Origin of the sequence: Sphingomonas sp. NBWT7, assembly GCF_014217605.1 — a bacterium.
Lineage (GTDB): Bacteria > Pseudomonadota > Alphaproteobacteria > Sphingomonadales > Sphingomonadaceae > Sphingomonas.
On the sequence record NZ_CP043639.1, the window covers coordinates 1,535,680 to 1,549,144 of the forward strand.

The 13,465-nt window shown below is 69.3% G+C and carries 11 protein-coding genes; all 11 read right to left on the reverse strand.

Translation table 11 applies throughout. The features are described 5' to 3' along the window. Window positions 1-33: 33 nt before the first annotated feature. Window positions 34-1,560: a cell division protein FtsZ gene (gene ftsZ / locus F1C10_RS07710; protein WP_185209907.1), complete on the reverse strand. Its 1,527-nt coding sequence runs from the start codon at window positions 1,558-1,560 to the stop codon at window positions 34-36. 108 nt (window positions 1,561-1,668) lie between these two features. Beyond that, window positions 1,669-2,928 (reverse strand): cell division protein FtsA, encoded by a 1,260-nt coding sequence (gene ftsA, locus F1C10_RS07715; RefSeq protein WP_085808542.1) that lies wholly within the window; start codon window positions 2,926-2,928, stop codon window positions 1,669-1,671. A gap of 37 nt (window positions 2,929-2,965) precedes the next feature. Next, the gene (locus tag F1C10_RS07720; protein ID WP_185209908.1) at window positions 2,966-3,883 is read right to left on the reverse strand and encodes a cell division protein FtsQ/DivIB; all 918 of its coding nucleotides are present in this window, start codon (window positions 3,881-3,883) and stop codon (window positions 2,966-2,968) included. After that, window positions 3,880-4,794, reverse strand: a complete 915-nt coding sequence (locus F1C10_RS07725; RefSeq protein ID WP_185210139.1) for a D-alanine--D-alanine ligase — start codon at window positions 4,792-4,794, stop codon at window positions 3,880-3,882. The genes F1C10_RS07720 and F1C10_RS07725 overlap by 4 nt, the downstream gene beginning before the upstream one ends. Window positions 4,795-4,838: 44 nt before the next feature. Then, window positions 4,839-5,792, reverse strand: coding sequence for a UDP-N-acetylmuramate dehydrogenase (gene murB, locus F1C10_RS07730; protein WP_185209909.1), 954 nt, complete (start codon window positions 5,790-5,792; stop codon window positions 4,839-4,841). After that, entirely contained in the window at window positions 5,789-7,207 is a 1,419-nt protein-coding gene (gene murC, locus F1C10_RS07735) for a UDP-N-acetylmuramate--L-alanine ligase (protein WP_185209910.1), read from the reverse strand. The genes murB and murC overlap by 4 nt, the downstream gene beginning before the upstream one ends. Window positions 7,208-7,259: 52 nt before the next feature. After that, a complete protein-coding gene (locus F1C10_RS07740) occupies window positions 7,260-8,354 on the reverse strand; it encodes a UDP-N-acetylglucosamine--N-acetylmuramyl-(pentapeptide) pyrophosphoryl-undecaprenol N-acetylglucosamine transferase (RefSeq protein WP_374939378.1) in 1,095 nt (364 codons plus the stop codon). A 47-nt stretch (window positions 8,355-8,401) separates the two neighbouring features. Next, window positions 8,402-9,619 carry a putative peptidoglycan glycosyltransferase FtsW gene (locus tag F1C10_RS07745; protein ID WP_185210140.1) on the reverse strand — a complete coding sequence of 406 codons (1,218 nt, stop codon included), beginning with the start codon at window positions 9,617-9,619 and terminating at the stop codon, window positions 8,402-8,404. 5 nt (window positions 9,620-9,624) lie between these two features. Continuing rightward, window positions 9,625-10,917 carry a UDP-N-acetylmuramoyl-L-alanine--D-glutamate ligase gene (gene murD / locus F1C10_RS07750; RefSeq protein WP_185209912.1) on the reverse strand — a complete coding sequence of 431 codons (1,293 nt, stop codon included), beginning with the start codon at window positions 10,915-10,917 and terminating at the stop codon, window positions 9,625-9,627. After that, complete coding sequence (gene mraY / locus F1C10_RS07755; RefSeq protein ID WP_185209913.1) at window positions 10,914-11,984, reverse strand: phospho-N-acetylmuramoyl-pentapeptide-transferase; 1,071 nt, start codon at window positions 11,982-11,984, stop codon at window positions 10,914-10,916. Before mraY ends, murD begins: the two co-directional genes overlap by 4 nt. Then, the gene (gene murF, locus F1C10_RS07760; protein WP_185209914.1) at window positions 11,984-13,372 is read right to left on the reverse strand and encodes a UDP-N-acetylmuramoyl-tripeptide--D-alanyl-D-alanine ligase; all 1,389 of its coding nucleotides are present in this window, start codon (window positions 13,370-13,372) and stop codon (window positions 11,984-11,986) included. Before murF ends, mraY begins: the two co-directional genes overlap by 1 nt. Window positions 13,373-13,465 lie beyond the last annotated feature (93 nt).

The window sequence follows — 13,465 nt, forward strand, 5'->3', positions numbered from 1 at the left end:
CGACGAACGTCGGCCGCACGCGTCCGCGCTGCTTTACTGGTTGTTCTGGCGGTGCAGGAAACGCGGAATGTCGAGCGAATCCTTGCCCTCTTCCTCTTCGCCGCGCGGTGCCCCGCGCGACGCGTTCTGCATCCGCTCGAACAGCGTACCGCCCAGCTTCACGCGCGGCTGCGGCGGCACGTCGTCCGCCGCCTCGCTGCCGCCCGACAGCCAGCGCCGCTTTGGCGCCTCAGCTGGCGCGTCGTCGCCGAACACGCGCGGCTGCGCGGGCGTTGCCGCCGGCGCTGCGGGCGTTTCGGGAACGATCGTGTCGCTGCCCAGCAGCAGCTCGTCGCCACCCGCATCTTCTTCCACTTGGCGCGCAGCAGGCGTCAGTTCGACATGCGGCTGCGCGCCGGGTGCCGGCACGCCGGCCGCCATCGCACCGGCTGCCGCCCCGCTCGGGCGCGGCGTTGCAGTGGTGGGGGCGGCAGCGGGAGCCGCGGGTGCAGCCGCAGCCTGCGTGGCCGGCGCGGCGGCGGGCGTTTCGATCCGGCGCGGTGCGGCGAAACTGAACGCACGCGCCGGCTCCGCCGTGGGTGCCTCGCTTGGCGCCACCGCCTCGATCCCGGTCGCGACGACCGAGACGCGGATCTTGCCTTCCAGATCAGGGTTGAACGCCGAACCCCAGATGATGTTGGCTTCGGGATCGACCAGCTCGCGGATGTGGTTCGCCGCCTCGTCCACCTCGAGCAGGCGCATGTCGTCGCCGCCGGTGATCGAGATGATGACGCCCTTCGCGCCCTGCATGCTGACGCCGTCGAGCAGCGGGTTGGCGATCGCCTTCTGCGCCGCGACCAGTGCGCGATCGTCGCCGTCCGCCTCGCCGGTACCCATCATCGCCTTGCCCATTTCCTGCATCACCGAACGCACGTCGGCGAAGTCGAGGTTGATGAGGCCCGGCATCACCATCAGGTCGGTGATTCCGCGCACACCCTGCTGCAGCACTTCGTCAGCCAGCTCGAACGCCTGCTTGAAGGTGGTGTTGGCGTTGGCGATCAGGAACAGATTCTGGTTCGGGATGACGATCAGCGTGTCGACGAATTTCTGCAATTCCTCGATGCCCTGCTCCGCCGATTTGGAGCGGCGCGCGCCCTCGAACGCGAACGGCTTGGTCACGACGCCGACGGTCAGGATGCCCATGTCACGCGCGGCCTTGGCGATCACCGGCGCGGCGCCCGTGCCGGTGCCGCCGCCCATGCCGGCGGCGATGAAGCACATGTGCGCGCCCTCGAGCAGCTTCGATACCTGATCGATCGTCTCTTCCGCCGCGGCGCGGCCGATCTCCGGCCGGCTGCCCGCCCCCAGCCCCTGCGTGATCTTCGCGCCGAGCTGAATTTTCTGCGGCGCGATCGATTGCTTCAGCGCCTGCGCATCGGTGTTCGCGATCAGAAAGTCGACGCCCTGGACGTCGGCGCGCATCATGTTCGCAATCGCGTTGCCGCCCGCACCGCCGACGCCGATCACGGCAATCTTCGGGGTCAGCTCGTCCACCTCGGGTGCAATGAATTCGATGCCCATCGCCAAATTACTCCGTCATTTCGGGCACGAAACACTGGCCCGCCATCGCCATTAATCTTTGTGCAGCATCGCGAACCTGCGTACCAGCCGAAAAGCGGCCGTTCGCGATCAATAATTCGCCTTCGCCGCCTGAAACAACCGCCTCAGCGCGCCCAGCCCCTTCTGCCGCACCACCATCTGCTGTTGCGGCACCAGTCCGCGCAGGTCGACCGGATCGGACGCGGCGAAGAAGGCGAGCCCGGCGAGTGTCGCGAAACCCGGCCCGCCGTGCGCCTCGGGCAGCCCGGTCAGCCCGCGCGGCCGCCCGACGCGCACCGATCGGCCGAGCACCTGCTGCGTGTAATCCGCAATGCCCTTCAGCTCCGCACCACCGCCCGTCAGCACCACCTGCCGCCCGACCGGCCCGTCGAACTTCAGCTCCTTCAGAGCCGCCTGGATCTCCGATACCAGATGTTCCAGCCGGGTGCGGATGACCGAGATCAGTGCTGCCTTGGTGATCTGCAGCGGATCGACGTCGTCCTCCGCAACCCCGGGGCGGATCGTAATCATCTCGTGGTTGTCGCGCGGCGAGGCATTGGCGGAGCCGTGGAAGCACTTCATTCGCTCGGCCTGCCCGCGAGTCGTGCCGAACGCCGAGGCGATATCGTCGGTGATATCCGCCGATCCGATCGCGAGCGACTTCAGCCCCACCAGCATCCCGCCCGCGAAAAGCGACACGTTGGTGATCCCCGCGCCGATCTCGACCAGCGCGACGCCAAGGTCGCGTTCCTCGTCGCTGAGGCAGGCGAGCCCCGTCGCCACCGGCGAGGCGATGATCGATTTCACCTCGAGATGCGCCGAGCGCACGGTAAGGTCGAGGTTGCGCACCGGTGATCCATCCGCGGCGATCACGTGGATGTGTACTCCAAGCCGGTCGGCGTGGAGCCCCAGCGGCTTCTTCACGCCGGTCAGCCCGTCGAGCGTGTAGAGCGCGGGCTGCGCGTGCAGCACCATCCGCCCCTGCGGGTCGATCGCCTGCCGCCCTTCCTGCAGCAGCGCGTCGATATCCTGCTGCTCGATGCGGTGGCCGTTCAGCTCGACCTCGATGAACGCCTCGTCGCTGACCAGCCCGCCCGCAGAGAAGCCCGCCCAGACGTTCTCGATGTTGAGCCCCGCGATCCGCTCGGCCTGCGCCACCGCCTCGCGCACCGCCACCTCGGTCAGCGCCATGTCGGCGATATAGCCGCGCTTGACGCCCTTCGATTCGCGCTGCCCCGTGCCAAGCACGATCAGCTCGCCGCCGTCGCCGCGCTGCGCGATCATCGCCGATACCTTCGACGTGCCGATATCGAGTGCGGTGATCAGACCTTCCGGTGCTGCCTTCGCCATTGCCTGTGCCCCTGTTCCCTGCCCCGAACCATTCGCCCTACGCGTCGCTTATCCGTGCCAGCCGCTCCGGCTCCACCGCCGCCCCGTCGCCCGCATCGGGCACCTGATGCTCCATGTCCGCCCCCGGCTTGCGCGCCACAAGCTTCGCCGGATCGCGCATGTCGAAGCGCAGCCACCCCTTGCCGAGCAGCGCGCGCGCCCCGTCGAGCTGCGCGAACCGCACCAGCGCGCTCGCCGCGCCCTCCTGCGGCAGCGCCAGCGTCTCGCCGGTGTCGAAGGTGAGGTCCCAGCGGCGATTGCCGACCCACGTCGCCGCCTTCACCCGCGGCTTGAGCGCGGGCGCGGCGGCGAGCAGCCGCTGATACGCCGCCTCCTGCCGGTCCGCCCCCGGCCCGATCACCAGCGGCAGATCGGGCATGTTGTTGCGGTCCACCGCCTCCAGCGGCACGCCCTTCGCATCGATCAGCGTCAGATTGCCGCCGTTCTGCCAGATCGCCGCCGGTGCGCGCTCGACGATGTGGATCAGCAGCCGATCGGGCAAGCGGCGCGAGACATAGGCGTCCTCGACCCAGCCATAGGCGAGCAAGCGATCGCGGATCCGCGTCAGATCGACGCGCAGCATTGCCGGCGGCTGGTCCTCCAGCGCAACGGCATAGACCGTTTCGCGGTTCATCCGCTTGAGCCCCGTGATATCGACCTGCTCGACGCGCAGACCGAGCTGCCCCGTGCTGTCCGCGACCGCGGTGCCGATCGCGGCGGGCACGCCGAACCACGATGCGGTCGCGACCGCGGCGGTCCCCGCGACGCCCAGGATCGTCCACGTCACGATGCGCTTCAGCGTCGCCTCGCTCACCGGCAGCATCGCGACGATCCGGTCGCCGAGCGACTTCTTCGGCGGCGGACGGCGCACCACCGGGCGGCGCGGCGGCGTGTCGCGCTTGATCGCCCGGCTCATGCCGCGCCCTTCATCGGCTTGCGCATCGCCTCGTCCACGATCGCCTGCACCAGGTCGGGATAGCTCATGCCGATATGCCGCGCCTGCTCGGGCACCAGGCTCAGCGGCGTCATCCCCGGCTGCGTGTTTACCTCGAGCAGGAACAGCCCGTCGACGCCGCGCTCGTCGTCCCAGCGGAAATCGGCACGGCTGCACCCCTCGCAGCCCAGCAGCCGATGCGCACGCAGCGCGATCGCCATGCACGCCTCGGTAATCGCATCCGGAATCGGCGCCGGAAACAGGTGATCGGTCATCCCGTCGGTATATTTCGACTGGTAATCGTACCAGCCAGTCTTCGGCCGCAGCTCGGTGACGCCGAGTGCGCGGTCGCCCAGCACCGCCGTCGTCAGCTCGCGCCCGCGTACGTACGGCTCGGCGAGCAGCTCGTCGAACTCCTGCCACGGCCCCGCCACATCGCGGCCGATCGGATTGCCGTAATTGCCGTCCTGCGTCACGATCGCGACGCCGACCGACGACCCCTCGTTGACTGGCTTCAGGACATAGGGCCGCGCCAGCGGATCGCCGGCGTGCAGTTCCTCGGTTGTCACGATCCGCCCGCCCGGCATCGGCACGCCGTGCGGCACCAGCGCCTGCTTGGTCAGCACCTTGTCGATCGCGATCACCGACGTCGCGAGCCCGCTGTGCGTATAGCGCAGCCCCATCACGTCCATCAGCCCCTGGATCGATCCGTCCTCGCCCGGCGTCCCATGCAGCGCGTTGAACACCAGATCGGGCCGCGCCTCGGCGAGCCGCGCGGCGACGTCGCGCTCCATGTCGATTCGCGTCACGCGATGGCCGAGCGTTTCGAGCGCGTCGGCGACCCCCGCGCCCGACGACAGCGACACGTCGCGCTCGGCCGACCAGCCGCCCATCAGCACGGCGATATGGAGCGGCGCCACGGCCGCACGATCAGCACTCACGACGCCACTCCGACCCGCTGAATTTCCCACTCGAGCGTCACCCCGCTCTCCGCCTTCACCCGCGCGCGCACCTCCTCGCCCAGCGCCTCGATATCCGCGCTCGTCGCGCTACCGAGGTTGAGGAGGAAATTGGTGTGCTTCTCGCTGACCTGCGCGTCGCCGCGCCGCAGGCCCCGGCAACCGGCCGCATCGACCAGCTGCCATGCCTTGTGTTCCGGCGGGTTCTTGAACGTCGATCCGCCGGTCTTCGAGCGCAGTGGCTGCGAAGCTTCGCGGCTCGCCGCGATCCGGTCCATCTCGGCCTGGATCGCCGCACGATCGCCGGGCGTGCCGCGAAAGGTCGCGGCGACGACGATCGCGTCATCGGGCAGCGCCGAGTGGCGATAGGTGTAGCCGAGGTCGCTTGCCGTCAACGTCTGCCGCTCGCCGCTCCTCAGCACCACGTCGCAGTCGACCAGCACATCGGCCGTCTCGCGTCCGTAGGCGCCGCCGTTCATCCGCACGAACCCGCCAACCGTGCCGGGGATCGAGCGAAGAAACTCAAGCCCCGCGATCCCCGCGTCGCGCGCCGTCGACGATACCAGGATGCCGCTCGCCCCGCCGCCGCAGCGCAGCGTCGTCGCGTCGATCCGCTCGACCGTCGCGAACGACTTGCCCAGCCGTACGACGATCCCGCGTACCCCGCCGTCGCGCACGATCAGGTTGGAACCCAGGCCAAGCGCCATCACCGGCACCGCCGGATCGAGGTTGGCGAGGAACTTGGAGAGATCGTCGACCGAGCCCGGCTCAAGCAGGAAATCCGCCGCGCCGCCGCTCTTGAACCAGACGAGCGGTGCCAGCGGCGCATTCTGCCGCAGGCGCGTCGGAGTGGACGCCGGCGAAAGGGCACCGCCCTGCTCCCCTTCCCGCTCCTCAATCGACGAGGCGCCCGTTTGCGCGCTGTTGCTCATTGCCGCGCCGCCTCGATCGCGGGCGCCAAGCCGGCGGCCCATTTGGTGATGTCGCCAGCGCCCAAGCACACCACCTGGTCGCCCGCGCGCAGGTCGCCGGCCAGCACGTCGGCAAGTGCCGCGGCGTCGGTCACCGCCTCGGCCGCGCGATGCCCGCGCCGACGCAGCCCCTCGACCAGCGCGTCGGCGTCGACGCCCGCGACGGGCGCCTCGCCCGCGGCATAAACCGGCGTCACGTACACCGCGTCGGCGTCGTTGAACGCGCCCTGGAAATCCTCCATCAGGTTGCCGAGCCGCGAGTAGCGGTGCGGCTGCACTACCGCGATCACCCGTCCCTGCGCACTCTCGCGCGCCGCCGCCAGCACCGCGCGAATCTCGACCGGATGGTGGCCGTAATCGTCGATCACCGTCGCCACCCCGCCGTCGAGCGCCACTTCGCCCACCTTGGTGAAGCGCCGCTTGACGCCGTCGAACTTCTGGAACCCGCGCTGGATCGTCGCGTCGTCGATGCCGAGCTCGAGCGCCACGCCGATCGCCGCCAGCGCGTTCTGCACATTGTGCCGCCCCGGCATCGGCAGGTCGATCTCCTCGATCGAGCGCGTCGCCCCGTCGCGTCCGCGGATGATCGCTTCGAACCGGTTGCCGCCGGGATAAGGGCTGACGTTGACGCCGCGCACGTCGGCACTCGCCGCGAAGCCGTAGGTCACGATGCGCCGATCGCGCACGCGTGGGATCAGCGCCTGCACCTCAGGATGGTCGAGGCACAGCAGCGCCGCGCCGTAGAACGGCACGTTCTCGACGAATTCGACGTACGCGTCCTTGGCGCGCTCGAAGCTGCCGTAATGGTCGAGATGCTCGGGATCGATGTTGGTGACGACCGCGATCGTGCCGTCGAGCCGCAGGAAGCTGCCGTCGCTCTCGTCCGCCTCCACCACCATCCAGTCGCTGGTGCCGAGCCGCGCGTTCGATCCGTAGCTGTTGATGATCCCGCCGTTGATCACCGTCGGGTCGACCCCGCCCGCGTCGAGCAGCGCGGCGACCATCGACGTCGTCGTCGTCTTGCCGTGCGTACCCGCCACCGCGACAGTCGATTTGAGCCGCATCAGCTCGGCCAGCATCTCCGCGCGCCGCACCACTGGGATACGCGCGTTGAGCGCCGCCTCCACCTCGGGGTTGCCGCGCTTCACCGCGGTCGACGTGACGACCACCGCCGCCCCGTCGACGTTCGCCGCCTCGTGCCCGATCGTCACCGCGATGCCGCGCTTGCGCAGCCCCTCGATGACATAGCCCTCGGCAACGTCGGAGCCCTGCACCGCGTAGCCGAGATTGTGCATCACCTCCGCGATACCGGACATGCCGATCCCGCCGATACCGACGAAATGGATCGTCCCGATATCGGTCGCGACACCTTTCATCGGCTTTCTCCGATGAAAGGTGTCGCCTGTCCTGAGCTTGTCGAAGGGCCTTTCACGCGAACGCCTCCTTGCGCCGCGCGACGCCGACCGGCAGCTTGGCACGCGGCGCGTCGAGGCTCTCGACCAGATCGGCGAGATCGATCGCCGCATTGGGCTTGCCACAGCCGCGCGCTCGCCCGGCGGCATTCTCGAGAGCCGCGGGATCGAGCCCCAGCTTCTGCATCTGCTTGGCGAGCTCCGCTGGCGTAAAGGCCGTCTGCGCGATCGTCCGCGCGCCGCCCGCCGCGGTAATCTCGCGCGCGTTCGCGGTCTGGTGATCGTCCGTCGCGCCGGGCAGCGGTACCAGGATCGCCGGCCGCCCGGCTGCGGTCAGTTCCGAAATCGTCGACGCGCCCGCGCGCGCGATCACCAGATGCGCCCAGCCAAGCTCCTCGGGCAGATCGGGCAGATACGTCGCCAGCGTCGCCGCGATATCGAGCTTGGCATATTTGGCGCGCGCCGCGTCGATATCCTCGATCCGCGCCTGGTGCGTTACTTGCAACCTCCGGCGGAACGCGACGGGCAGCATCGCCAGCCCCTCAGGCACCACCTTCGACAGCACGCTCGCGCCCTGCGATCCGCCCGTCACCAGCACGCGGAAGATGCCGTCCTCTTCCAGCAGCGGATAAGCCTGCGTGCGCAGTGCGAGGATGCTGTCGCGCACCGGATTGCCGACATGGTGCGCCTTCGCCGCATAGCCCGGCTTCAGCCGCTCGGTCGTGGCATAGGAGGTGGCGATCGCGTCGACGCGCCCGGCGACCAGGCGATTGACCCGGCCAAGCACCGCATTCTGCTCGTGCACCGCGGTCGGGATCTTCTCCGCGAACGCCGCCGCGAGCGCCGGAAAGGCGGGATAGCCGCCGAAGCCGATCACCGCCGCCGGCTTGAACGTGCGGTACAATTGCCGTGCCATCGCGCGACCGCGCCACATCTCGCGCGCGGCCTTCGCCCAGCCGATCGGCCCGCCGGAGAAGCGCCCGGCGGGCAGCACGTGCGTCTGCACCCCCTGGAACAGCCCCGGGAAGCGCACGCCGCGCGCGTCGCTGACCAGCGCCACGCGGTGCCCGCGCCGCATCAGTTCCTCGGCCAGTGCGGCGGCCGGCACCATGTGCCCACCGGTCCCGCCCGCCGCGAGCACGAAATGCCGGGCGCGCGTCACTGCGCCGCGCCCCAGCGCGTCACGTACGGGCTGCGCAGCAGGAACGGATTGCGCCGCGTGAAGGCGAGCAGCAGCCCCATCCCGATCGATAGCGCGATCATCGACGAGCCACCGTAACTGATGAACGGCAACGTCATTCCCTTCGATGGCGCAAGGCCGGTATTGACCGCCATCGACACCATCGCCTGCACGCCGAACTGCGTCGCGAGCCCCGATGCGGCCAGCAGCTTGAAGCTGTCCTGCTCGTCGAGCATCTTGACGAACACGCGCACCACGATCGCCAGGAACAGTACCGCGATCACCATGCACGCGATCAGCCCAAATTCTTCGCCGATGACGGAAAAGATATAGTCGGTATGCGCCTCGGGCAGACCGAACTTCACCGTGCCCGCACCCGGCCCCGTGCCGGTCCAGCCGCCCGACGTCAGCGTCGCGTGTGCCGCATCGGTCTGGAAATGCGCGCCTTCCGCCTCGTTGGGATCGCGGAACAGGAACGCGTCGATCCGTGCGCGCGCCGTGCCGTAGAATAGGTACGCCGCGCCAACCCCCACCGGCGCCATCGCGAAGAACGCCGCCAGCGTGCGGATCGGCGTCCCCGCGATCATCAGCAGCACCATCCAGACCGTCGAGAAGACGATCGTCTGGCCGAAATCGGGCTGCAACATCAGCAGCCCTGCCACCGTTGCGGTCATCGCAAAGGTGATCGCGGTCAGCGGTAGCCCATCCTCCTTCGATCGCAGCGACAGCAGCCACGCCACCGTGACGATGAAGCACGGCTTCAGGAATTCGGACGGCTGGAACTGCGCGATGCTGACGCCAAGCCAGCGCTTCGCCCCGTTCACCTCGACGCCGACGCCCGGGATCAGCACCAGCACCAGCATCGCGCCAAAGCCCGCCGCGCCGATAACCGCCGCGCGCCGCGCCACGTTGGCCGGCAGCATCGAGATGCCGATCATCACCGGCAGCGACACCGCCACCCACATCACCTGCCGCCAGAAATAATAGAGCGGCGCGATCTTCAGCTGCTCGCCGGAATAGCGCACCGCGCTCGCCGGCGATGCCGCGGCAACCGCGAGCAGCCCGACCGCGATCAGCGCAAAGGTCAGCAGCAGCAGCACGCGGTCGGTATCCCAGAACCACGTGCCCAGCGGCGATCGATCGCCGCGCCCGCCGCGTTCCTTCAGCCGTCCGCGGAACCCCGCCCTGGTCGACATGTCGTTCAAGCCAGCCCCCCTACCGCTTCACGAAATGCCTGCCCGCGATGCTCGTAATCGCGGAACTGGTCAAACGAAGCCGCCGCCGGTGACAGCAGCACCGTGTCCCCCGGCTGCGCCTGGCGCGCTGCGCTGGCGACCGCGGCGGCCAGCGTCCCCGCTTCCTCCACCGCCACCTTGCCGTCCAGCGCACGCGCGAAAACCGCGCCGGCCTCGCCGATCGTATAGGCGCGCACGACATGGGCGAGCGTCGGCACGCAGGCGTCGAGATCGTCGCCCTTCGCCCGCCCGCCGACGATCCAGTGCACGCGATCGAACGCAGCGAGCGCGGGTGCGCTGCTCTCCGGATTGGTCGCCTTGCTGTCGTCGACGAAGGTGACGCCGTTCACTTCGGCGACCTTTTCCATCCGGTGCGGCAGTCCGCCGAAGCTCGCCAATCCACGATCAATGTCCGCCTCGCCGACGCCCAGTGCCTGCGCCACCGCGATCGCCGCCAGCGCGTTCTGCGCATTGTGCGGCCCCTGCAGCGCCGGCCAGCCGCGCTGGTCCATGCATACGCCCGGCGCGATCTTGGTCAGATGCTCGCCGCGCGCCGACAGGCTGCGCGCGATCCCCGCCGACGCCGCGTCGCCGATCCCGATCACCGCCTCGTGCGCCGGCGACTGCATCGCGAACAGCCGCGCCTTGGATGCGGCATAGCCCTCGAACCCGTCGTAGCGGTCGAGGTGATCGGGCGTGATGTTCAGCAGCACCGCCACGTCGCAGTCGAGGCTGCGCGTCAGATCGATTTGGTAACTCGACAGCTCGAGCACATAGACCCCGCCCGCCGCCAGCGGCTCCTGCCCAAGGATCGGCAGCCCGATATTGCCGCCCATCAGCACCGGCACGCCCGCCGTCTGCAGGATGTGCGCGACCAGCGCCGTCGTCGTCGACTTGCCGTTGGTGCCAGTGATGCCCACCACCTTGTGCGGCGGCAGCGTAACACGCGCCTCCGCGAACAGCTCGATATCGCCGACGATCGGCACGCCTGCCGCGTGTGCCTGCGCCACCAGCGGATGCGTGTTGAGCGGGACGCCGGGCGAAACGACCAGCCCCGCCGCGCCCGCAAGGTTCAGCGTCGCAAGGTCGTGAACGATGACGCCGTCGATCTCTTCGGCCCGCTCGCGCGCCTCAACATTGCTATCCCACGCAACGACGTGCGCGCCCGCCGCCGCCAGCGCGCGCACGGTCGCGAGCCCCGAGCGCGCGAGGCCGAGCACCGCATACCGCTTGCCGGACCAGGCGGGCGACGTGATCACCGCAGCTTCAACGTCGACAGGCCGGCGAGCGCCAGCACCAGGCTGATGATCCAGAAGCGGATCACGACGGTCGGCTCGCTCCAGCCCAGCTGTTCGAAATGGTGGTGGATCGGTGCCATGCGGAACACGCGCTTGCCCGTCCTTTTGTACCAGAACACCTGGATGATGACGCTCATCGCCTCGACCACGAACAGCCCGCCGATGATCCCCAGCACGATCTCGTGGTGCGCGACGACGGCGATCGTGCCCAGCGCGCCGCCCAGCGCGAGGCTGCCGGTATCGCCCATGAACACCGCCGCCGGCGGCGCATTGTACCACAGGAAGGCAAGCCCAGCGCCGATCATCGCGCCACAGAAGATCGCGAGGTCGCCCGCGCGCGGCACGTGCGGGATGCCGAGATAGTCGGCGAACTTCACGTTGCCCGCGAGGTACACGATCAGCATGAACGCGACGCTGGCGATGATCACCGGCATCGTTGCCAGCCCGTCGAGCCCGTCGGTCAGGTTCACCGCATTGCCGAACGCCACGATCGTGAAGGCGGCGAAGATCGGATAGAACAGGCCTAGCTCGATATAGGTGCGGTTGGTGAACGGCAGGAACAGCCCCGTCCCGTTCTCGTAGCTGACGATCCACGCCGCGATCCCCGCGATCGCGAATTCGAGCAGCAACCGCGTCCGGCCGGAGACGCCCGCCGTGCTCGCCTTACGCACCTTGTCGTAATCGTCGAGGAAGCCGATCGCGCCGAAGCCCAGCGTCACGAACAGGCACGCCCAGACGAACGGGTTCTTCAGGTCCATCCACAGCAGGATCGACAGCGCCAGGCTGGTCAGGATCATCAGCCCGCCCATCGTCGGCGTGCCGCGCTTGGCAAGGTGCGTCTGCGGCCCGTCGGCGCGGATCGGCTGCCCCTTGCCCTGCCGCACGCGCAGCCAGCCGATGAACTTGGGGCCGATGACGAGGCCGATCAGCAGCGCCGTCGCCACCGCCGCTCCGGCACGGAACGACAGGTAGCGGATGAGGTTCAGCCCGCCGGGAAACCCGAGCTGCTCGGCGATCCAGTACAACACTAAAACATGCCCCCAGCGAGCGCCGCGACGACCCGCGACAGCCCGACCCCGTTCGATCCCTTGACGAGCACCGCGTCACCCGGCGCGAGCATTCCCGGAAGAACCTCCAGCGCCGCCGCAGCGCCGGGCACATGGACGAAATCGGTCCGTCCCTCAAGCGCCTGGGCGAGCGGCGCCATCGCTTCGCCGACGAGCAGCGCCGCTTCAACGCGTGCTGCCACGATCGGCGCGGCGAGCCCGGCGTGATAGTCGGCCGAGCTCGCGCCCAGTTCCCGCATCTCGCCCAGCACGGCGACGTGCCGGCCGGGCTCGCCGGCGAGCACCGCGAGCGTCGCCGCCATCGACGCAGGGTTGGCGTTGTAGCTCTCGTCGATCACCAGCGCCTCGCCGCCAGCCACCCGCACCATCTGCCGCGCGCCGCGTCCTGCAAGCCCGCCGAGCTCGCCCAGCGCCAGCCCGGCGAGGCCAAGGTCGCCGCCCACCGCATCGACCGCGGCGATCACCGCCAGCGCGTTCGATACCCAATGCTGGCCCGGCTGCGCGATCGTGAAGCTCAACTCGCGTGCGCCGACGCGCGCGGTGACGAACGTACCGCCGGTTTTCACCGGCATCGTCTCGATCGGACGCACGTCCGCCCCACGCGACAGGCCGAACGTCACGATCTTTTCAGCATAGGGCGCGGCCGCGGCGATCAGCCGGTCGCGATGCGGGCTGTCATAGGGCACGATCGCGACGCCGCCCCGACCCCCGTCCGGCGCCTCCAACCCCCGAAAGATTTCCCCCTTGGCGTCGGCAATCGCGCTCTCGTTGGGGAAGAATTCGGTATGCGCCGGTGCGATCGCCGTCACGATCGCAACGTGCGGGCGCACCAGCGTCGTCAGATGCGCGAGCTCGCCGGGGTGGTTCATCCCCATCTCGAACACGCCGAAGCGCGTCGCCGCCGGCATCCGCGCTAGGCTCAGCGGCACGCCGGTGTGGTTGTTGTAGCTCTTGACCGACCGATGCGTCACGCCGCGCGCGCCGCGATCGAGCGCCGCGAACAGTGCCTCCTTGGTCGATGTCTTGCCGACCGATCCGGTCACTCCGATGATCCGCGCATCGGTACGCACGCGCGCCGCGCGGGCGAGATCCTCCAGCGCCGCAAACGTATCCGCAACGCGCACCGCCGGATGCGCCGTGTCGGCAGCAACGATCGCGCCCGCGGCCCCTTGCGCGAACGCCTGGTCGATGAAGCGATGGCCGTCGGTCGCCTCGCCCGACAGCGCGACGAACAGGTCGCCCGCGCCCACCTCGCGCGAATCGAACGCGACGCCGCCGGCGGAAAAGCCTGCCGATGCGGTGCCACCGGTGGCGGCCGCGATGCCGTCCGAGGTCCAGAGCGTGTCCATGCGGCCCTATAGCATCCGCGGCGCGCCGGTCGCGCGCCAATCGATGGATCGCCGCTTCATCGCGCGCGTCCGCGCCCGATCGGGCTGTCGTCG